Source organism: Acidocella sp., from assembly GCF_013044125.1.
In the GTDB taxonomy this organism is placed as follows: Bacteria; Pseudomonadota; Alphaproteobacteria; order Acetobacterales; family Acetobacteraceae; genus Acidocella.
This window is the reverse complement of sequence record NZ_JABEVC010000070.1, coordinates 1-21,231: the sequence shown is the minus strand read 5'-3', so window position 1 is coordinate 21,231 and position 21,231 is coordinate 1. Positions and strand designations below refer to the sequence as shown.

Genomic DNA, 21,231 nt, shown 5'->3' with positions numbered 1-21,231 from the left:
ACGAATGAGAGTACGGCAACAACATCACGCGGCGTAAGCAAATCCGGCTTTTTGCAGTTCCGGCAGCGTCCCCACCACGCCAGGGCTCAGCACCACACCATCGATGAGATGGTTGGTAAGCTCCGCCGCCAGCGCGCCGTGTGAAAGATTGTCAGGATTCACACCATTTTTCAGCAACCCGCCGGAAAACTCCCAGATCGCGTTATGGCAGCCGATAAACACCACCCCCCGGCGCTGCAAAACCGTAATGCTGTTGTCGGCCGGAGAAAACGCTCCGGCAGGATTGTTGAAGTCCGACTCGGCAACCGATGCCGCAGCCGGAACATTGATCAGCGTATTCGTCGCGAACTTGCCCTTGGTCACATCCGCCAGCTTGTATTTGTCCCAGATCATTTCATCATAAAGTGCCAGATGCGCGGTGCCGTGCGTGGCGGAAACCGCGAGGAAATCAGGATGCTTCCAGGACCATATCTGTGCGTTCAGCGCATTACGCATCAGGTTCAGCCAGGGGCTCTCGATCACGGTGTTGTCCCACACCTGCTTGGGCCCGCCCCGGTAGGCGATCACCGCGTTCAGCGCCTCGCTGTCCCATTGGCTGGGCGAGGTGAGGATCATCGGCACGGTCTTGAAATCCCGGCGGCGGGGCAGCGCCGCCAGTTTCGCGGTTAGCGCCGCCAGCGTGGCGGCTGATTGCGGCTCCAGCGGCCCGGCGGGCGTATCGGCCGCCGCGGTTTGCATTGCCATCGCCGTAAGACCCGCCGTACCAATGGAAAGCCCGATACCGCGCAGCAGACTGCGGCGGTTGGCGCCACCTTCGGCGGAATTGCTCTGATTCGAATCCTGCGACATGGAAAATTCCTCTTATGTTTTGGTGGAAAGCTTGGCTCGTGCTCAGAAGAGATAACGCTATACTTATTGAATTTGCTATACAATTAAATATCTTGATTGGAATGATCGGTTTTTTGGATAATTGCCTTGCGCGCCGCGGTATTGTTACGGAAATGACATTCAACGGCACGCATTCACCCCTTGCTGGCAACAAACCGGAGAGACAAAAAAATGGACCCGCAGACCGGACTTGACCTCTCCACCGCCGAAGCCGCTGCGCGGCTGCAACAATTCGGCCCGAACGCGGTGGCTGAAACCACGCAGAGCTGGCCACGGGCGCTGGCGGAAAAACTGTGGACGCCGCTGTCCTGGATGCTTGAGGCCACAATCCTGCTGGAACTCTTTCTCGGGCACGGCCCGCAGGCGCTCGTCATCGCGGTTTTGCTCATCTTCAACGCCCTTCTTGGCCTTAGCCAGGAGGCGCGCGCCAAGGGCGCGGTGGATGCCCTGCGGCAAAAACTCGCGGTCATGGCCTCGGTCCGGCGCGATGGCGTGTGGATGCGCATTGATGCCGCCGGGCTCGTCCCCGGCGATCTGGTGAAGCTCGCCCTCGGCGCGGTGGTCCCGGCCGATGTCAGTATCACCGCCGGCGCGGCCCTCATTGATCAATCAATGCTCACCGGCGAATCCTTGCCGGTTGAACGTAAAGCCGGAGATGCCGCCTACGCCGGCGCCATGGTCCGCCAGGGCGAGGCCACCGGGGTTGTCACCGCCACCGGCGCGCGCACCTATTTCGGCAAAACCGCCTCGCTGGTGCAGGATGCCCGCAGCGTCAGCGGCGAACAGCGCGCGGTGCTGGCCGTGGTGCGAGACCTGGCGCTCATCAACGGCGCCATCGTGCTGGCGATGCTGGTTTACGCGCATGAGATCGGCCGCAGCTTCGATGCATCAGTGCCCCTGCTGCTCACCGCGCTGCTGGCCTCCATCCCGGTGGCGCTGCCCTCCACCTTCACGCTTGCCGCCGCGCTCTCCGCGCGCACCCTGGTGCGCGGCGCGGTGCTGCCAACCCGGCTCGCCGCCATCAACGAGGCGGCGACGATGAGTCTGCTCTGTACCGATAAAACCGGCACGCTGACGAAAAACGCGCTCTCGATTCAGAGCATCGCCTGTTTCGGCGGCGTTGATGAGGGCGCCGTGCTGGCCGCCGCCGCCGCCGCTTCCTCGGAGGGCGGCGATCCGGTCGATCAGGTCATCATCGATGCCGCCCGTGCGCGCGGCGTGGCGGTGCCTCCGGCCGCCGCCTTCGCCCCGTTTGACCCCGCCCGCAAATACGCCCAGGCCAGCCTGCCGAACGGTGATCTGCTGCGTAAAGGCGCCCCCGGCGCCTTACTTCCCGCGGGGCTGACCCCGGAGCAGGAAGCCGCGCGCCAGCGTCTCGCGCAAGCCGGATGCCGGATTTTGGCGGTCGCGCGGATCACCGGCAACACGGTTCAGCTGCTCGGCCTGCTCGGCCTTGCCGATCCGCCGCGTGATGATGCCGCGGGCCTCATCGCCTCCCTGCGCGCGCTGGGGGTGCGTGTCGTCATGGTCACGGGCGACGCCCCGGAGACCGCCGCGGTAATCGCCCGCGCGGTCGGCGTCACCGGCCAGGTCTGCGACTCAGAAACCCTGGAGACACTCAAAACCCCTGGTGATTTCAGCGTTTTTGCCGGCGTGTTCCCCGAGCAGAAATTCCGCCTGGTCAAACTGTTCCAGCGCGGGGGCCATGTGGTCGGCATGTGCGGCGACGGCACCAACGATGCCCCGGCCCTGCGCCAGGCGCAAATGGGCATTGCGGTTTCAACCGCGACCGATGTGGCCAAGGCCGCCGCCGGCCTGGTGCTCACCTCGCCCGGCCTCGCCGGCATTCTCGACGCTATTCACGAGGGCCGCGCCGCCTTCCAGCGCATCCGCACCTACACGCTCACCATGGTGGTCCGCAAAATCGCTTTTGCCGCCTATCTGGCGCTCGGTCTGGTCATCACCGGCCACGCGGTGCTCACCCCGCTGCTTATGGTGCTGCTCCTCATCGTGAACGACTTCCTCACCATGGCGATCACCACCGACCGCGCCTTGCCAAGCGCGCATCCCCGCCATTGGCGGATCGGGCGCATCATCTCTGAGGGCTGCCTCTACGGGCTGGCGACGCTGGGCTACGTCACCCTGATGCTGCTGGCCGGGCGCGCACTCTGGCATCTGCCGCTGCCGCAAATCCGCACGCTCTCGTTTCTCACCCTCATGCTGGCGGTGCAGGCCAGCGTCTATGTGGTGCGCGAGGAGCGCTGGTTCTGGTCCTCCGCGCCTGGGCCTTGGCTGGCGGCGGCAACCGCCGCCATGGTTGGCTCCAGCCTTGCCGCCGCCGGCTGGGGCATCCTCATGGCGCCGCTCGGCCCTATCATCCTGGCCGCAATCACCGCCAGCGCGCTGCTGTTCCTCCTCCTGCTCGATGTTTTAAAGCGTCTCGCCGGGCGGGTTCTGCATCGCCCGGTTGGAGAGGTGGCCTTCCCCCCATTGTCCGGTGCATAAGGGCGCGTGACCGAGCCAACGTCCCCTCCTTACCGTGCCGCGATCATCGGCGGCGGCCCCACCGGGCTGATGGCCGCCGAGACGCTGGCCCAGGCCGGTCTGGCCGTCACCGTGTTTGAGCGTATGCCAAGCCTCGGGCGTAAATTTCTGATGGCCGGGCGCGGCGGCCTCAACATCACCCATTCCGAGCCGCCGGAGCGCTTCCTCACCCGCTATGGCCCGGCGGCGGGCTGGATGTCTCCCCGCCTTGCCGCTTTCCCGCCCGAGGCGCTGCGCGCCTGGTGCGCCGGACTCGGCCAGCCGACTTTCGTGGGCAGCAGCGGCCGCGTATTCCCCACAGCCATGAAAGCCAGCCCCCTGCTGCGCGCCTGGATCAAGCGGCTGGCGGCCTTGGGCGTCCAGCTTGTCACCCGCGCCAGCTGGACCGGCTGGGACGCCACCGGCCGTCTGCAATTTGCCGATGGCGCCACCTATGCCGCCGATGCCGTGGTCCTGGCCCTGGGCGGCGCCTCCTGGCCCCGCCTGGGCGCCGATGGCGGCTGGACCGCGCTACTGCCCGATGTCCACATCACGCCCTTGCGCCCGGCCAACTGCGGCTTCAGGGTGAATTGGTCGGAACATTTCTCCCACCGCTTCGCGGGTACCCCGCTCAAGCGCATCACCCTCTCCTGTGCCGGGCAGAGCGTCCCGGGCGAGTTGATGCTCACCCGCGAGGGCATCGAGGGTGGCGCCGTCTACGCGCTCTCAGCCCCGGCGCGAGATCTCATCGCCCGCGACGGCATGGCCGAACTGCGCCTCGACCTGCGCCCGGATCTTACCGCCGGGGTCCTGGCCACCCGCCTGGCCGGCGGCGGCAGCGAATCCCTCACCAACATCCTGCGCAAGCGCGCCGGCCTCTCCCCGGCGGCTATCGCTCTGGTTCAGGAGGCACGCCATACCGGGGATGCAACACCCCTGGCACCGCTCATCAAATCCTTGCCGCTGCGCTTAACCGCCCCCGCCGGCCTGGCGCGCGCCATTTCTACCGCCGGGGGCATCGCGCTGGGCGAACTGGACGAAAACCTGATGCTCCGCCGCCGCCCCGGCGTGTTCGCGGCCGGGGAGATGCTGGATTGGGAGGCCCCAACCGGCGGCTACCTGCTGCAAGCCTGCCTCGCCACCGGCTTAGCCGCCGCGCGCGGCGTGCTGGCATGGCGCGCCTGCGCCGCCGCCCCTTGAGTTAGCGTGCATCTGCGGCCACAAGCCCTGCATGGCTTCTCCTCCGCTGCTGCTCCTCACCGATATCCGTGTCTCCCTCGGCTCCGTTCCCCTGCTTGATGGCGCGGGGATCGGCGTCGGCGCTGGCGAGCGCATCTGCCTGGTCGGGCGCAATGGTTCGGGCAAGTCCACCCTGCTCAAAATCGCCTCGGGCGAGATCGCCTTTGACGGCGGCACCCGCTTCCTGCAACCCGGCACCACCATGCGCTACCTGCCGCAGGAGCCCGATCTCTCCTCCTTCGCCAACACCATGGAATATGTCGAGGACGGCCTCGGCCCCAACGATGACCATTACCGCGCCAAATATCTGCTGGAGCAGCTTGGCCTCACCGGTCTGGAAAAACCCAAAAACCTCTCCGGCGGCGAGGCGCGCCGCGCCGCCCTGGCCCGCACCCTGGCCCCCAACCCTGATCTTTTGCTGCTGGATGAGCCCACCAACCATCTTGACCTCCCGGCCATCGAATGGCTGGAATCCGAGCTGAAAAGCCTCTCAGCCGGCATCGTCCTCATCAGCCATGACCGCCGGCTGCTGGAAAAACTCTCCCGCAGCATCGTCTGGCTGGATCGCGGCCAGACCCGCAGGCTCGACCGCGGCTTTGCCCATTTCGAGGCTTGGCGCGACGAGGTGCTGGAACAGGAGGAGCGTGATTTCCACAAGCTCGGCCGCCAGATCGCGCGTGAGGAAGACTGGCTGCGCTACGGCGTCACCGCCCGGCGCAAGCGCAACGTCAAGCGCGTCGCCGGGCTGGCGGCGCTGCGCCAGGCCAAGCGCGAATACAACAAGCAGGGCGAAGCCGCTAAAATGGGCGCCGCCGATGCCGCAACCTCCGGCAAGCTGGTGGTGGTGGCGGACAAGATTAACAAATCCTACGCCGCTCGGCCGATCGTGAAGGACCTCACCCTGCGCGTGCTGCGCGGCGACCGGCTCGGCATCGTCGGCCCCAATGGCGCGGGCAAATCCACGCTGCTGAAACTTTTCCTCGGCCAGGAGCAACCCGATTCCGGCGAGCTGAAACTCGGCACCAACCTGAACGTCATCACCCTGGACCAGCAGCGCGCCGCGCTGGACCCGGCGGTGACCCTGGCCAGCACGCTCACCGGCGGCAAGAGCGACATGGTCCAGGTCGGCGAGCAGAGCCGCCACGTCATCGGCTACATGAAGGACTTCCTCTTCAAGCCCGAGCAGGCGCGCACCCCGGTCGGCACTCTCTCAGGCGGCGAGCGGGGGCGGCTTTTGCTGGCCGCCGCCCTGGCCAAACCCTCCAACCTGCTCATCCTGGACGAACCGACCAACGACCTCGACCTGGAAACCCTGGATCTGTTGCAGGAAATGCTGGGCGAATACCCCGGCACCATCCTGCTCGTCAGCCATGACCGTGATTTTCTGGACCGCGTCGCCACCTCAACCCTGGTGGCCGAGGGCGGCGGCAAATGGGTCGAATACGCCGGCGGCTATTCTGACATGCTGGCCCAGCGCGGCCATGTTCTGGCCGAGCCGGTAAAACAGAAAACCACCGCCCGCACCGCGGCGCTGGCACCCACCAACGCGCCATCCCCACCGGCTGCGGGAAAAATGACCTTCAAGCAGCAACACGAGCTGAAAACGCTGACCGCCGAGATCGAAAAACTCCACGCCACGGTGAAGAAGAACGAAGCCATCCTCGCCGAGCCCGGCCTCTACAATAAGGACATCAAAAAATTCAAAGCCGCCTCCAACGCCCTCACCGAGGCGCAGGAGCGCCTGGCGACGGCTGAAGAACGCTGGCTGGAGCTGGAAGTTCTGCGCGAGGCGGGTTAACCCGCCCCGGCTTATTGCACCGCCGTCGGGTCGGTCTGCGGGCGCGGGTTAAAATCAGCCGGAATATGGTTGACGATGCCCTTGGCAATATCCACCGGCACAACGCCGATCACCTTGCAGCCCTGGTTGTTGTCGGGTGGTATGGCCGTCGCATCGGGCGTGATCGCGTAAGCAGCGGGCAGGGGGCTTGCCTTGCCTTCCAGCCGCGCCGGATCAAAGGCTGAGAGCAGATTGCCCACCCCTGGCGTCTTGTCATCCGCCGGGCCAAGATACGCCTGCTTGAACATGCCAAGCCCCGCCATGCGCGCCTGCGCCTCATCGGGCAGATCCGCCAGCGGCGGAAGATGATAGAGCATATCGATGAATTTGATCACGCTGGCCTGATTCCCGGTCTCATGGCTGACCACATGCACGCGCGCGTACGGGCTGATGAGAATGAGCGGAATGCGCGGGCCAGGCGAGAGCGGCAGACCCTGCGGGCCGTATTCCACGAAATGGGGCGGTACATGGTCGTAATCCCCGGCTGATTCATCATAGGTGATGATAATGGCCGATTGCGCCCAGTATTTGCTCCGCGCGATGGCATTCACCTCGCGCGCCACCTGCGCCTCGGAAATCGCTGAATCCGAGTAACCCGGATGGTCGTCATCGCCCTGGAAATTATGCTGCACCGCCGGATCATTCAGCGCGGGCTTCATGCCTTCGATATTCTGGAACCCCCCGCGCAGATAATACACGCCCCCGGCGGGTGAAAGCTTGTCCGCGCTGATCGCGTTGTAGAAATCGCCAAGCCCGTGCAGATGCGCGGTCATCTCCGGGTTGTTGGCGACATAGCCGAAATACTGCGGCCCGTTGTGATGGCCGATATACCCGCCATGCGCCGCTTCATTCGGCTCCGCGTCATAGCCCTCCTCGTACCAGCCCCATGGCACAGCGTTGACCTTGCTGGCGGCGAGGGCGGGAATATCCTGGCGCACATCGGCGAGGTCGGTGGCGGGGTCCTTATCCGCCGCCGTTACCTTCTGCGCGCTATCCCCGGTCATGCTCAGCGGCAGCGAGGCGTAGGTCTGGTTCAGTGCCGGGATCACGGCATGTTTCGCGCCATCCTGCGGGTTCTGCGGCATGCCGCTGGTATCCCCCGCGCCGCCCGTGCCCCAAACCGGGTCATTATCGGTGATCACGGGTTCGCCCTGGCCCTTGAGCAGCCCCTTGGCGCCGTCGGCCTCATCGGGGTGCTTCACCCATTGCGTCTCCCCGGTCTGCCCCGCGATCATCACAATCGCGTTCGGAGCGGACGGCCCCATGGTATGCTGGAAGATATTGTCGAACAGCACGAAGCGGCTGGCGTAATTCCACAGATAAGGAACAGTGTCGCAATTCTCATAAGCCATCGTCAGCTCGCCCATCTGCTTGGCCATAAGCGAGGGCACGCCCTGCCCGTGCGGCATGTATTTCTTTTCTTCATCCAGCGCGTAATGGTCCATCTTCGCAACGCCGTTCGTCACATCCATCTTATGCGCCATGATGACATACGAATGGTCCACGTCATCAAGGTCCGCGGCATACTGCGCCGGGCCGATGCGGAAGGGTGAGATCGTACCCATGCTGCCGTCCACGTTTTCAATCGGCTGAACAAAGCCGGGCGTCTCGTCCGCCGGCTGCGTGAACAGCCCGTTGGCGCCGGGGAATGTGCCGAAATAGGAGTCGAACGAGCGATTTTCCTGAAAGATCACGAACACATACTTCACATGCTTGCGCAGCAGGGCGATCTCCTGCGCCTGGCTCATCGCCGGCTCGCGCGTCACCATCTGCGCGCGCACAGCCGCCGGCCCGCCGGGCTGCGGTGTAAGCACATCGCCATAAGCCAGCGGCGCCTGCAGCAGCGAGGACGCCGCCACCAACGCCGTGACACGTTGTAAAATTTGCTTAAAGGCCATGGGTATTTTCCTTTTTGGTGTGTGCTGCCCGCGCTGCGGCGCGGATGAAATGGCCGCCAAGATTATCGGGCAGGATACGATCATCGCGCCTCACGCTGGCCCGCAGGGCGCTCAGCACCGATCTGCGCGCGGTTATCGCATCGCACCGCCCGTCCCGGTAGGCGTCGTGCATCTCGCCAGTTTCCTGAAACGCAAAGACCCGCAGCGGAATTTTGTGCGCGGTGAAATACGCCTGCAGATTATATTGCGCGCGCGAGCCCGCTTTTACGCAAATCTCCGCATTCGCCAGCCCCGCGGCATCGCGCGCCTTTGAGCCCGCCGGAACCATGATCGCCTGATTGTCGTCATACACATGCGCCGCCGCAGGGGCGCCAATGAGCACAAGCATGCAAAACAAGACATAACGCATACCCGCTTCCTAGCCGCCGCTCCGCCGCGCGGCGAGGGGGCCAGGATGACCGTTTCATGGCATTTGCGCCCGGCCGCGGTTACTTGTCGTGGTAAGGGTTGTCCGTCCCGCGCAACATGATCCGGATCGGCACGCCAGGCATCTCAAACGCCTCTCGCAACGAATTCACCAGATAGCGCATGTAGGTATCGGGCACCATCTCGGCGCGCGTGCCAAACAGCGCAAACGTCGGCGGCCGGGCCTTCACCTGGGTGATATAGCGCAGCTTCAGCCGCCGTCCTTCCACCATCGGCGGCGGAAAGCGCTCCAGCGCATGTTCAAACCAGCGGTTCAGCGCGCTGGTCGGCACGCGCGTGTTCCATTTCTCATAGGTCTCGCGGATGGCGGGGAACAGCTTGCCTACACCCTCGCCGGTCTCGGCTGACAAAGGCACCAGCGTGATGCCCTTCATCTGCGAGAGCGAAATTGAAATCCGGTCAATCGCCGCCTGCTTCGCCTTCGCGCGGTCTTCCACCGCGTCCCATTTGGTGAGCGCGATCACGCAGGCGCGGCCCTCGCGCTCAATCAGCCGGGCGATGTGCAAATCCTGCTCCTGCACGCCCTGCACGGCATCCACCGCCAGAACCACCATCTCGGCCCGCTTCAGCGCCTCGATGGATGACGAGGTAGACATCCGCTCCAGCCCCTCATCCACCTTCGCGCGTTTGCGTAACCCGGCGGTGTCGACAAGCCGGTATAATTTCCCATCCGGCCCGGTCAGGTCCACCGCCACCGCGTCGCGCGTCAGCCCCGGCTCCGGCCCGGTAATCATACGCTGTTCACCCAGCAGATGGTTCAGCAATGTCGATTTTCCGGCATTCGGCCGCCCGACGATGGCGAAATGCAGCGGCAGAGTCTCCGCATCCTCCGCGCCCTCTTCCGGCGGCGGCGGAAGCAGGTCCGCGATATCGCGCATCAAATCATAAACGCCCTCGTTATGCTCGGCGGAAATCCCCACCGGTTCACCCAGGCCCAGCTCATAGGCTTCCATGGTGGCTGCCGCCCCGCCGCGCCCTTCGGCCTTGTTTGCCACCACCAGCACCTTTTTGCCCGTGCGGCGCAGCCAGGAGGCAAAATGTTTATCCTCCGGCAGCAGCCCGGCGCGCGCATCGAACACAAAGAGCACCAGATCCGCCTCATCCACCGCGCGGCTGGTGGAGGCGCGCATGCGCCCCGGCAGCGTGTCGGGTGCGGCTTCCTCCAGCCCGGCTGTGTCCACGAGTAGTACCTTTGTACCCGCCAGCGTCGTCTCGGCTTCCTTGCGGTCGCGCGTCACCCCCGGCGTGTCAGCGACCAGCGCGAGCCGCGAGCCCACCAAACGGTTAAACAGGGTCGATTTTCCGACATTCGGCCGGCCGGTAATGACAACGCGCGGGGTCATGGCAGCTTCAGGCGTAGGCTGTGAGTTTGGCGTCACGCGTGAGCTGCAACAGCAGCCCGCCCGCGGCAATCGGCGCCATATCCGCGGGGCCTGCCAGCTTGGCGGTGGATTTGATAACCCCCGCCACCGCATCAACCAGCGCGATCTCGCCGTGGCTGCTGGTGAGCACCAGCGTGCCGTTCACCAGCACCGGCCCGGCCCAGAGCACTGGGTTTTTTTTCTTTTTCATGTTGCCGAACGCCGGCATCGGCAAGGACCAGCTAACCAGCCCGTCATCGGCATGGATGGCTGTGAGCGTCTGCGTGCTGTCCAGCAAAAAGGCGAAGCCCCCGGCCAGGCAGAACGGTTGCGAGCCGCTGGCGCTATGCGTCCACACCTTGGCGCCCGAATGCAGGTCCACCGCCATGGCGGTATTGCCCAGGCCCAGCGCATACACCACCCCGCCCGAGATCACCGGCGGCGCCACGATATCGGAGAAGTCGAGCGAACTGGCCTGGCCGGAGGCGGCGGCGAGGCTCTGCTCCCATAGCGTCGTGCCTGAATTCGCATCCAGCGCCGCCAGCATGCCGGAGGCGAACCCGGCGACAACAATGCCATCGGCAAAGGCCGGCGCACCGGATATGGCAACAGCGGGGCCGGTGTTCTGCAGCACTTGGCCGGTGAAGCGCCAGCCCGGCGCGCCGGTCGCGGCATCGAAGGTGAGCAGCAGGTCGTTCTGCGTGATCAGCGCCACCAGCCCGCCCGCGATCATCGGCGCGGTCCGGGTGGGAAAATCCAGCGTCTGCCGCCAGAGGATTTTGCCTGAGCCGGCATCCAGCGCGAGCAATTCGCCATAGCCGGTGGTGGCGTAGATCCTTCCCTGGTCATAGCCGATGCCGCCGCCGATATTAGGCTCGTTGGAATGCTTCGGCCGTGTCACGGTGTGCCACACCCTCGCGCCGTCCGCGGCGGAGAAGGCGCTCACCGCGGCGGCGGCGTCCATGCTGAAGACCTGACCATTGGCGAGGAGGGGGCTGGCTTGCAACGGCTGGCGGAAACCACCGCCCTGGCCGGCCGAGGCCACCCAATGCCGGTTGAGCCCAAGCGGCCCCGCGGCATTGCCCGGCGCATGCGCGGCATTTCCCAGCACCTGAGGCCAGTCCGCCAGCGCCATGGCCGGCGGCAGGCTCACCGGCGGCGCGTTGGCGCTCACATTCAGCGCCCCGGTATCGGGCAGCACAGGTATCTGCGTGCCGATAATCGCCACCTTTGGCTTGGAGCAGGCGGTGGCCAGCAGGCCAAGCGAGAGGGTAAGGGCCGTACGACGTCGCATCATGATTTTTGTCATCCGTTCAACTTTGCGAGCAAGCCTTCGGCGCGGTTGCGCACGCCGTCCGGGGAGCCGGGATCGGCCGCGATCTGCGTGAGCAGGGCCTTTGCCAGATCGCTTTTGCCTTCATGCAGATAAACCAGCGCCTGCGTTTCACGCGCCAGCCCATGGTAGGGGTTCGTGTCGGTGGTCAGCGGTTTCAGCCGGGCGAGCACCTCGTCATCCGGCGCGCTGCCCAGCGCGTGCTGCGCCCATAACAAATTGGCGAGGCCGCGCAGCAGCGGGTCGGCGCTGGTGTCATCGGCCACGCTGTTCCACAGGCCCTCGGCCTGCGTGGTCTCTCCGGCGCCGGCATAAAGCGCGGCGGCGCGCAAATCAGCCAGCGTGCGGTAGCCTTCCGGCGCACCGGCCGCGAAATTGGTCAGGGCTTTCGCCCCCGTGAGCGCCGCGGCGCTGCTCAGTCCCGTCCCGGCGGCATCCAGAGGCTTGGTCAGGGCCAGATACGCAGTGGCGGCCTTCTCGTTCTGCTTCTGCTGATACCAGGCATGAAACTGCTGCCAGCCCACCCCCGCCAGCACAGCCAGCATCGCGAGCAGCAGGAGCCCGCCATAGCGTTTGGCGAGCACCACCGCGCGTTCATTGCGCAGATCCTCTGAAACCTCGTCAAAAATATCAACCACGCGCCCGACCCTACCGTTCAGCCCGGACCGTCTTAGCCGGGCAGCGCCCGCTATACAACGAAGCGCCGTAACCGCGCCATGGTGCGCTCATGCCCGATCAGCGGCAGAAGCCCCGCCATTTCCGGTCCCTGATCCTCGCCGGTGAGCGCCACCCGCAGCGGATGATACAGCGCCCGTCCCGCCGCCCCGGTCGCGGCGGCAATCGCCGTGGTCCAGGCTTTCCATGAATCCGGCCCCAGCGGGGCAGGGGGCAGTGTCTCCAGCGCGGCCTTCAGCACCGCCTCGCCATCCCTAATCTCGCGCGGCAGAAAATCGCCATGCACCACTTCCCACCACCGCCGCGCCTCGCTCAACATGTCGAGATTACCGCGAATGGCATGCCAGAAATCCTCCCCGGCGCCTTCCGGCAGGCGGGCTTTCACATCCTCAAAGCTGAGCGCGTGCAGAAACTTGCGGTTCAGCGCGAGCAACTGCCGCGCATCAAATCGCGGCGGCGAACGGCCAAAATCAGCGATGTTGAACGCCGCGATCAACTCGTCCATCCCCAGCGCCGCGGCATCCTTATTGGTGCCCAGCCGCGCCAGATACGCCGTAATCGCCGCCGGCTCCACCCCATCGGCCCGCAGGCTGCGCAGCGAGATACTGCCGATCCGCTTGGAGAGCTTCTCCCCATCCCCGCCCGAGATCAGCGGCAAATGCGCAAACCGCGGCAGCGGCCCCTTGCTCACCGCCTGAAACAGATCAATCTGCACGGCGGTGTTGGAGACATGGTCCTCACCCCGGATGATATGCGTAATCCCCATATCCGCATCGTCTACCACCGAGGTGAATGTATACAGCGGCGTGCCATCCGCGCGGATCAGCACCGGGTCGGAGACCGTGCCGAGCTTAATGTTGCGGCTGCCCAGCACCAGATCGTTCCACGCCACCGCGCCGTCCGAGAGCTTAAAACGCCAATACGGCCGCTTGCCGTTGGCCTCCGCCGTGGCGCGCTGCTCCGCGGTCATGTTCAGCGCCGCCCGGTCATAAACCGGGGGCAGCTTGCGCTTCACCAGCGCCGCGCGCTTGGCCGCCAGCTCATCCTCATTCTCAAAACACGGATACAACCGCCCCGCCGCCTTCAGCCGCTCGGCAACCTCCTCATAGCGCGCCGTGCGCTCTGACTGCCTGGCCGTCTCGTCCCAGGTGATCCCCAGCCAGCGCAGATCGTCATAAATCCCCTGCTCATACTCCGGGCGGCCCCGCTCGCTGTCCGTATCATCCAGCCGGAGGAGAAACCTCCCCCCCTCATGCCGGGCGAACAGAAAATTAACCAAGGCGGCGCGGGCGTTGCCGACATGCAGATACCCCGTGGGGCTGGGCGCGAAGCGAACTTTTGTCATCCCACACGGGTTAAACCATTCTGCGCCCCGCGTGAAGTTGCCACCAAGGGCTTCGCCCCTGGACCCCAACAGGGGGTTCCACCCCCTGGACCCCCGGCCGGGCCTGAGGCCCGGACCCCATTAGTTCAGGCAATTATGCACTTGGCTAAGTGGCGCTGTGGCCGAAGTGGCGGATTTCGAGCCGTTGTCGCCATTGATCTTCAGATGGGCTTACCCCGAAGGCTGATATGACATTGACATGGTGTAGGATGGGTGCAGCGAAGCGAAACCCATCAGCCAAACGGAGATTACGGCAAAAGCGATGGGTTATGCTACGCTCCACCCATCCTACAGCTTGCTGCTCCGTCTCTCCAGAGACGCCATTCATAGATGACGCAGCAATTATTCAAGATAGGTGGATTGGGGAAGGCCCACATCGGAGAACAGGCTGCAATAAGCGGACATCGCTACGCCAATCTGCATTCAGCCACCCGTTAGGTAGAACCTTACAACCGCGTTGCTGGCCCCCGAAACTGCACCGCTGAGGGCCACGGAACCCCACTTAGACACCCCGTCCACGATGCTCCTGATCCAACCTTCAGAGGCGGAAGACGAAGCCAGTACACATGCTGCGTCACGCAGTTGGGCGACCGCATCATTAATCTCTTGTCGGGAGCCCGCGCCAGGCGGAGGAGCCGACACAGGACCATCACCAGCAACAACAGTGATGCGCTGCCCAATTGCCGATTGACCAGGTTGAGCCACCACGCTGATCCGCTGCCCAACACCGCCGCCCGCTCCCTGCCCTGCCGTCACCGAAATAGATGAGCCAATTACCTCCGCACCGGGCGCGCCCTGCACGAAAATATCGCTTCCGATGATGGGTGGAGGGTTTGCTTCGATTTCGTTGGCCAAAGTGGAGAGAGCTTCGATCAGCGCATCTCGATTTGCTGGCGTAATGCCTGAAGTCATTGCCGCTTCCAATCCTATCGGTTGATGTCCATTGCTGTAGAGCAATTTAACACAGGACGCCAACTTTAATCGAAACACGGCGCCCTGACCCGATGTCAACTCCTATAGAGCCATTGCGCGTTAACGAGTGTCCTACTTGGTGAGAGCGGCCAGCAAGCGTAGGATGGGTGAGCATAGCGATACCCATCGCTTTCGTGCCGCATCCTGGTTGATGGGTTTCGCTTCGCTGCACCCACCCTACGAATTTCTGATCATTTCGGCAATGGCGGCTTTCCTGGTCTGGCAACCGAAACATGCCATTCCGCTTCCCACCCAAAGCCGAATGTTAAGCTGACCGGCGACGCAGCGAATATGCAGGGATCACCCTCGCCACCGCCCCTCACTCTTTCTTATACGGGCTCTCCGCCGTCATCACCGCCATCGCCGCTTCCATCTCCGGCCGTTCCGCCTCCAAAAACTCCCCCACCGCGCGGCGCAACCCCGCATGTCTTATATAATGTGCCGAATAAATCGGCCGGGGTAGATACCCGCGCTGGATTTTGTGTTCCCCCTGCGCCCCGGCCTCCACGCGCTTCATGCCATGGGCAATCGCGTAATCAATCGCCTGATAATAGCACAGCTCGAAATGCAGAAACGGCACATCCTCCGTGCTGCCCCAGTTGCGTCCATACAGCACATCCCGGCTGCGCAAATTCAGCGCCCCCGCAATCGGCCGGCCGTCGCGCTCGGCGAGCATCAACACAACGCTCTCCCCCAGCCGCTCGCCTAATAGAGTAAAGAATTCCGGCGTCAGATACGCCCCGCCCCATTTGCGGTCCACGGTCGAGGTGTAGAATTTGTAAAACGCCCGCCATACTTGCGGCGTCAGTTCCGCGCCGCTCAGCGCGCGAAATTCCAGCCCAGTTTGCGCCTCGCGCCGCTCGCGTTTTATCGCCTTGCGCTTGCGCGAAGCCAGCGCGCCGAGAAAATCCTCAAAACGCCCATAGCCCTCATTCTCCCAGTGGAACTGCGTGCCCAGCCGTTGCAGCCACCCGGCCGCGCCCAGCGCCGCGTATTCCGCCTGCGTGCAAAATGTCACATGCGCGCCCGAGCACCCCAGCTCCTCCGCCAATTGCTCCAGCGCCGCCGCCAACGCGCCATAAGGCACCCCGGCGCGCACGAGCAGGCGCGGCCCCGGCACCGGCGAGAACGGCACGGCAACCTGCAATTTCGGATAATATTTCCCCCCCGCCTGCTCGAAGGCGTTCGCCCAGCCATGGTCGAACACATATTCCCCGTAGGAGTTGGTTTTCGCGTACACCGGCGCCACCGCCACCACCGCGCCCGCCTCATCGCACAGTGTTATGTAGCGCGGGTGCCACCCCGTGCGCGGCCCCACCGAGCCGCTATCCTCCAGCGCCGAGAGAAACGCATAGGACACAAACGGATTATCGCACCCCGCGCATGCGTCCCACGCGGCTTGCCCGATCCCGGCAATCCGGGGATAAATCCGCAAGCTTAAATGAGGTGTACCATCAGCCATGCCGCACCATATGCGACGGGCAGGGCATTTCGCTAGTAGGATAAGGATCACACATGGCCGACGGACAGATCTCACCGCGCAAGGCAATCAACCTGGCGGACTACACCCCGCCGGTGTTCCTGGTGGACGAGGTGGCGCTGGATTTCACGCTGGACCCCGCCGCCACCATCGTGCGCGCCACGCTCAACCTCCGCCGCCAGGCTCCAGGCCCGCTGGTGCTGGACGGGCGGCATCTGGAGCTGCGCGGCATCTCCCTCAACGGCCAGGCATTGGGCGGCAACCGTTACGTCCTCACTGAATCCTCGCTCACGCTGGATGATGTGCCCGATGTTTTCACCCTGGAAACCGAGGTGAAAATCATCCCCGAGACCAACACCGAACTCTCCGGCCTCTACATGTCGGGCACCGGCTTCTTCACGCAATGCGAGCCAGAGGGCTTCCGCAAGATCACTTTTTTCCCGGACCGCCCGGACGTAATGGCCCGCTACAAGGTTACCCTGCGTGCCGATCAAGCCAAATACCCCGTCCTGCTCTCCAACGGCAACAACACCGCCAGCGGCGCGGCGGGCACGCAGATTTGGGCCACCTGGGAAGACCCGCACCCCAAACCCTCGTATCTCTTCGCGCTGGTGGCGGCCGATCTCATCGCGGTGAAAGACAGTTTCACCACCGCCTCCGGCCGCGAGGTGGCGCTTGGCATCTGGGTTGCCGCCGGTGATGAGACGCGCTGCGGCCACGCCATGTACGCGCTGAAGAATGCCATGAAATGGGATGAAGATACCTTTGGTCTGGAGTACGACCTCGATATTTTCAACGTCGCCGCGGTGAGCGACTTCAACGCCGGCGCAATGGAGAACAAGGGCCTCAACATCTTCAACACCGCCTATGTGCTGGCCAGCCCCGCCACCGCGACGGATGCCGATTTCCAGGGCGTCGAGCGCGTCATCGCGCATGAATACTTCCATAACTGGACTGGCGATCGCGTCACCTGCCGGGACTGGTTCCAGCTTTCCTTGAAGGAGGGTCTGACCGTTTTCCGCGACCAGGAATACATGGCCGACCAGTTCTCCGCCGCGGTGAAGCGCATCGCCGATGTGCGGACCTTGCGCGCCACCCAGTTCCGTGACGACGCGGGGCCGCTCGCCCACCCGGTCCGCCCGGCGAGCTATCTGGAGATCAACAATTTCTACACCACGACGATCTATGAGAAGGGCGCGGAGGTGGTGCGGATGTACCGCACGCTCATCGGCCGCGAGGCCTTCCGCAAGGGCATGGATATCTACATCGCCGAAAACGACAATTGCGCCGCCACGGTCGAGGATTTTTTCGCGGCCATGCAGGCCGCCACCGATATTGATCTGAAACAGATCATGCGCTGGTACGAGCAGGCCGGCACGCCGGAAATCTCCTTCACTGAGTCCTATGATCCCGCCGCGCAGACCTACACGCTCACCCTGCGCCAGCACACCGCTCCCACACCCGGCCAGCCAGTTAAGCAACCCTTCATGATCCCGGTCTCAATGGGTCTGCTCGGCGCCAATGGAAATGAGATCCACACCGAAACGCTGATCCTGGCGCAGCCGCAACAGAGCTACACCTTCCATAATATAAGTGAGCCTCCCACGCCCTCGCTGTTTCGCAATTTCTCCGCTCCGGTAAAGTTGCAGGGCCAGAGCCGCGAACGTCTGGCCTTCCTCGCGGCGAAGGACACCGACCTCTTCAACCGCTGGGATGCCTTGCAGCAATATGCGACGCTGGTGCTGCTCGATGCCGTGCAGGCGCATCAGGCGGGTCAGGTCTTCACGCTTGATGCTGGTCTGCTCGAAGCCGTCGACGCGACCCTGCGCGATGCCGCGCGCGATCCCGCCTTCGCGGCCGAAGCCTTGTTGCTCCCGGCTGAAACCCTGCTGGCCGATGCAATGAGCATTGTCGATCCCGATGCCATCCGCTTTGTGCGCGAGGCGGCGCGCCAGGCATTGGGCGAGGCGCTGCGCGAGGATTTCTTCGCCGTCTACGCGCATTTCGCCGCCGTCGCCGCATCGGACGTATCGGGCCGCGCCATCGCCAGCCGCGCGTTGAAGAACGCCGCGCTGGCTTATATCTCCGCCGCGGGTGACAACACCCTGGCCGGCGCGCAATTCCTCTCCGGCGAAAACATGACCGACACGCTGGCCGCCCTGGTCAATCTGGCCGAGGTCGCGGATGAACGCCGCGACGATGCCTTCGCCAGCTTCTACGACCAATGGCACGCCAATGCGCTGGTGCTGGACAAATGGTTCTCCGTGCAGGCCCGCGCCGGCGCGCCGGATACGCTGGCGCGCGTGCAGGCGCTGACCAGGCATAAGAATTTTGACCTGCGCAACCCCAACCGCGTGCGCGCGCTCATCGGCGCGTTCGCGGCCAACCCGTCGAAATTCCACGAGATAACCGGTGCCGGCTATCAACTTCTCGCCGATACCATCCTCATGCTGGATGAAACCAACCCGCAGATCGCGGCACGGCTGACCACCGCGATGGGCAGCTGGCGGCGTTACGATGCCGCGCGCCAGAGCTTGATGAAGGCGCAGCTGGAGCGCATCCTCGCCAAGGAAAAACTCAGCCCGAACACCTACGAAATGGCCTCCAAGGCCCTCGCATAAGGACGCGACAGTATGATCGAACTTTCCTATTGGACCACGCCCAACGGCCACAAGATCACCATTTTCCTCGAAGAGGCCGCAACGCCCTATAAAATCATCCCGGTCAACATCTCCAAGGGCGAGCAATTCGCGCCGGATTTCCTGAAGGTCGCGCCCAACAACCGCATCCCCGCGATTGTGGACACCGCCCCGGCGGACGGCGGCGCGCCGCTCAGTGTTTTCGAATCCGGCGCCATTCTGGAATATCTCGCCGAGAAGGAGGGCAAGTTTCTCCCAGCCGGGCCGCGCGAAAAATACGAGGTGCTGCAATGGCTCTACTGGCAGATGGCCGGGTTGGGGCCGATGGCCGGACAGAACCACCACTTCGTCATCTACGCGCCCGAGCGCATTCCCTACGCGATGGAGCGCTACATCAAGGAGACCAACCGGCTCTACGGCGTGTTGAACAAGCGCCTGGCGGACCGTGAATTCATCGCCGGCGCCTACTCCATTGCCGATATGGCCTGCTATCCGTGGATTGTCCCCTACGAGCGCCAGCAGCAGGACCTTAATGATTTCCCGCATCTGCAACGCTGGTTCAATGCCATGGCCGCCCGCCCGGCCGTGGTGCGCGCCTACGCGCTGGCAAAAGAGATCAACCCTGTGCCGACCGTAACGCCGGAAGCCGCGAAGATACTCTTCGGCCAGACGGCGTTGAAGTAAACCACCACCTCACTCAAACCAAGGATCAATTCATTTTGGAAACCACACGTCAGGATCTGGGCGAACTCACCGATATCGGCGCCGTGGCGGCGTTGCTGGCGGTCAGCGGGCTTAGTGTCGTTGATACCGGCTGCGGCCCCGGCATCGTGGCCCGCGAGCTTTGCGCGCGCGGCGCAACCGTGCTGGGCGTCGAGCCAGACCCCATCCAGGCAGCAAAAAACCGCGCCGCCCCGCCGGTCGCGGGGCTCACCTTCGTTGAGGGTAAGGCGCAGGCCTTGCCTCTGGCGGATCAAAGTGTTGACGGCGTGTTTTTCTTTCGCTCGCTGCATCATGTGCCTCTGGCCGAAATGGACGCCGCCCTCACCGAGGCCGCGCGCGTGCTCAAACGCGCCACCGGCTTTCTCTGCGTGGTGGAGCCGGCGATGACCGGCACGCATTTCCCGGTCATGCGCCCCTTCAACGATGAAACGGTGGTGCGCAACGCGGCCCAGGCGGCGCTGGCGCGCACCGCGCGGCGGCTGTTCGCCGTTGAGTCGCTGTTCCGTTATGTGCAGTATCCGCGCTACGAGAATTTCGAGGCGATGGTGACCCGCGTGACAGGCCAGACCTTCAACAATATCCAGCGTGAGAATGTGGAGACCGAAGAGGTGCGCAAATTATTCGCCGCCGGCCAGAAGGATGGCGCCTATGTCTTCGAGCAGCCGATGCTTTTGAACCTCTATCGCCACTGAAAACAAAGCGCGCGTGTCCCGCGTGGGAAGATGTTTTGATGTTACGAACTTTAAAATCGGGACACTAGCGCAGATACATCACCCGCAGGACCACGAACCAGTTTTCGCGGTTGCCGCTCAGCTCTCCCGTGGCGTTGGTGCTCAGATGCTCCATCGTCACGGCATCATCCACATTGCCGCCGATCACGCTTATCCGCTCCGCCCCGCCCGCCACCACGATGGCGCAATGCGCGGGGAAATTTGCCGCCGTTGGCAAATCCTGGAAGCTCAGCCGGCTCGCCCCCTCGCGCGGGAAGCACACCAGATCCCCCAGGCGCGGCGCGTAGCTGGCGGGGTTTTCGGCAATCAGCAGCGGATTTTTGATATCACCTTGCGCCGCGCGGGCGGCGTAGTTGATGTATTTTGCATGGTCAGGCGCGTAGGGAAACGCCGCCCCGGCCCCCGCGATGCGCATCACATACGATATGAACGCCGCCGACCACGCATAGCGGCCATCATCGGCGGCGGGAAACACCTGGCCCCGCGCGTCATGCTTGCCGGTGTAGGCGGCGTCATGGGCGTTGGCGTTCAGGCCTTCCCACCAATACTCGCCCACACGCTCCCACAGGCCCGGCTGGCGCTCCGCCATGGTGGCCGGGCTCTTATGGTAGTCAGCCCCGCCTGAATCGTCCACACGGCTGCCCCAGAGCCGCCATTCGTCCATCGCCACGGCCACGGCATCGGTCCGCGAAAAAGTTTCATAAGGCACCTGCGCGAAGCGCGGCGCGTGCGCATCTGGCGCCACGCAACCGGCCAGCCCCAGCAGCAGCGCCAGGGATTTACGCAAGATCCCTGAACATTTCGCGCAGCGCGAACTCATTGGCCTCGCACAGCCCGCGCTCGGTGATCAGCCCGGAGACCAGCCGCGCCGGCGTCACATCAAAGGCCGGGTTCGCCGCCGGGCTGTCCTTGGGCACCACGCGGATCGTCGCGATAGAGCCGTCAAGCGCGCGCCCGGTCATCGTCGTCACTTCCGAAGCCGCGCGCTCCTCAATGGGAATATCGCTAAGCCCGTCGCTGATCGTCCAGTCAATGGTGGAGGACGGCAGCGCGACCCAGAAC

At 64.1% G+C, this 21,231-nt stretch carries 16 protein-coding genes and 1 pseudogene; 6 read left to right on the top strand and 11 right to left on the bottom strand.

The window, feature by feature from the left end; genetic code table 11:
- Positions 1 to 24: 24 nt before the first annotated feature.
- Positions 25 to 849, bottom strand: coding sequence for a transcriptional initiation protein Tat (locus tag HKL97_RS04320; RefSeq protein WP_291422875.1), 825 nt, complete (start codon positions 847 to 849; stop codon positions 25 to 27).
- Positions 850 to 1,059: 210 nt separating this feature from the next.
- On the opposite strand from HKL97_RS04320, the gene HKL97_RS04315 reads away from it, so the two are divergent.
- The 3 genes from HKL97_RS04315 (at position 1,060) to HKL97_RS04305 (ending at position 6,448) form a co-directional block, all read left to right on the top strand.
- Positions 1,060 to 3,393 (top strand): HAD-IC family P-type ATPase, encoded by a 2,334-nt coding sequence (locus tag HKL97_RS04315; RefSeq protein ID WP_291422874.1) that lies wholly within the window; start codon positions 1,060 to 1,062, stop codon positions 3,391 to 3,393.
- Positions 3,394 to 3,462: 69 nt separating this feature from the next.
- Complete coding sequence (locus HKL97_RS04310; protein ID WP_408820685.1) at positions 3,463 to 4,611, top strand: NAD(P)/FAD-dependent oxidoreductase; 1,149 nt, start codon at positions 3,463 to 3,465, stop codon at positions 4,609 to 4,611.
- A 31-nt stretch (positions 4,612 to 4,642) separates the two neighbouring features.
- Complete coding sequence (locus HKL97_RS04305; RefSeq protein WP_291422872.1) at positions 4,643 to 6,448, top strand: ABC-F family ATP-binding cassette domain-containing protein; 1,806 nt, start codon at positions 4,643 to 4,645, stop codon at positions 6,446 to 6,448.
- An 11-nt stretch (positions 6,449 to 6,459) separates the two neighbouring features.
- On the opposite strand, the gene HKL97_RS04300 is transcribed toward HKL97_RS04305, so the two are convergent.
- The 8 genes from HKL97_RS04300 to HKL97_RS04265 all read right to left on the bottom strand — a co-directional run bounded on the left by HKL97_RS04300 (position 6,460) and on the right by HKL97_RS04265 (position 16,058).
- Entirely contained in the window at positions 6,460 to 8,385 is a 1,926-nt protein-coding gene (locus HKL97_RS04300; protein ID WP_291422871.1) for a phospholipase C, read from the bottom strand.
- Complete coding sequence (locus HKL97_RS04295) at positions 8,375 to 8,794, bottom strand: transporter substrate-binding domain-containing protein (protein WP_291422870.1); 420 nt, start codon at positions 8,792 to 8,794, stop codon at positions 8,375 to 8,377. The genes HKL97_RS04300 and HKL97_RS04295 overlap by 11 nt, the downstream gene beginning before the upstream one ends.
- A 79-nt stretch (positions 8,795 to 8,873) precedes the next feature.
- A complete protein-coding gene (der, locus tag HKL97_RS04290) occupies positions 8,874 to 10,214 on the bottom strand; it encodes a ribosome biogenesis GTPase Der (protein WP_291422869.1) in 1,341 nt (446 codons plus the stop codon).
- A gap of 7 nt (positions 10,215 to 10,221) precedes the next feature.
- Positions 10,222 to 11,529 (bottom strand): PQQ-binding-like beta-propeller repeat protein, encoded by a 1,308-nt coding sequence (locus HKL97_RS04285; RefSeq protein WP_291422868.1) that lies wholly within the window; start codon positions 11,527 to 11,529, stop codon positions 10,222 to 10,224.
- Positions 11,530 to 11,537: 8 nt separating this feature from the next.
- Positions 11,538 to 12,203 carry a tetratricopeptide repeat protein gene (locus HKL97_RS04280; RefSeq protein WP_291422867.1) on the bottom strand — a complete coding sequence of 222 codons (666 nt, stop codon included), beginning with the start codon at positions 12,201 to 12,203 and terminating at the stop codon, positions 11,538 to 11,540.
- Between the two features lie 50 nt (positions 12,204 to 12,253).
- Entirely contained in the window at positions 12,254 to 13,585 is a 1,332-nt protein-coding gene (gene gltX, locus HKL97_RS04275) for a glutamate--tRNA ligase (protein ID WP_291422866.1), read from the bottom strand.
- A 462-nt stretch (positions 13,586 to 14,047) separates the two neighbouring features.
- Positions 14,048 to 14,536, bottom strand: coding sequence for a hypothetical protein (locus HKL97_RS04270; RefSeq protein WP_291422865.1), 489 nt, complete (start codon positions 14,534 to 14,536; stop codon positions 14,048 to 14,050).
- A 379-nt stretch (positions 14,537 to 14,915) separates the two neighbouring features.
- Positions 14,916 to 16,058, bottom strand: coding sequence for a GNAT family N-acetyltransferase (locus HKL97_RS04265; protein WP_291422864.1), 1,143 nt, complete (start codon positions 16,056 to 16,058; stop codon positions 14,916 to 14,918).
- Between the two features lie 53 nt (positions 16,059 to 16,111).
- On the opposite strand from HKL97_RS04265, the gene pepN reads away from it, so the two are divergent.
- Genes pepN through HKL97_RS04250 form a run of 3 tightly spaced genes read left to right on the top strand, consistent with a single transcriptional unit; the run spans position 16,112 to position 20,130 of the window.
- Entirely contained in the window at positions 16,112 to 18,697 is a 2,586-nt protein-coding gene (gene pepN / locus HKL97_RS04260; protein WP_291422863.1) for an aminopeptidase N, read from the top strand.
- A gap of 12 nt (positions 18,698 to 18,709) precedes the next feature.
- The gene (locus tag HKL97_RS04255) at positions 18,710 to 19,399 is read left to right on the top strand and encodes a glutathione binding-like protein (protein ID WP_291422862.1); all 690 of its coding nucleotides are present in this window, start codon (positions 18,710 to 18,712) and stop codon (positions 19,397 to 19,399) included.
- A 35-nt stretch (positions 19,400 to 19,434) separates the two neighbouring features.
- Positions 19,435 to 20,130: a class I SAM-dependent methyltransferase gene (locus tag HKL97_RS04250; RefSeq protein ID WP_291422861.1), complete on the top strand. Its 696-nt coding sequence runs from the start codon at positions 19,435 to 19,437 to the stop codon at positions 20,128 to 20,130.
- Between the two features lie 64 nt (positions 20,131 to 20,194).
- On the opposite strand, the gene HKL97_RS04245 is transcribed toward HKL97_RS04250, so the two are convergent.
- Positions 20,195 to 20,956 (bottom strand): DUF2272 domain-containing protein, encoded by a 762-nt coding sequence (locus HKL97_RS04245; RefSeq protein WP_291422860.1) that lies wholly within the window; start codon positions 20,954 to 20,956, stop codon positions 20,195 to 20,197.
- Positions 20,949 to 21,231, bottom strand: a pseudogene (locus HKL97_RS04240) (S-methyl-5-thioribose-1-phosphate isomerase); the annotation flags it as partial. The pseudogene HKL97_RS04240 and the gene HKL97_RS04245, both read right to left, overlap by 8 nt.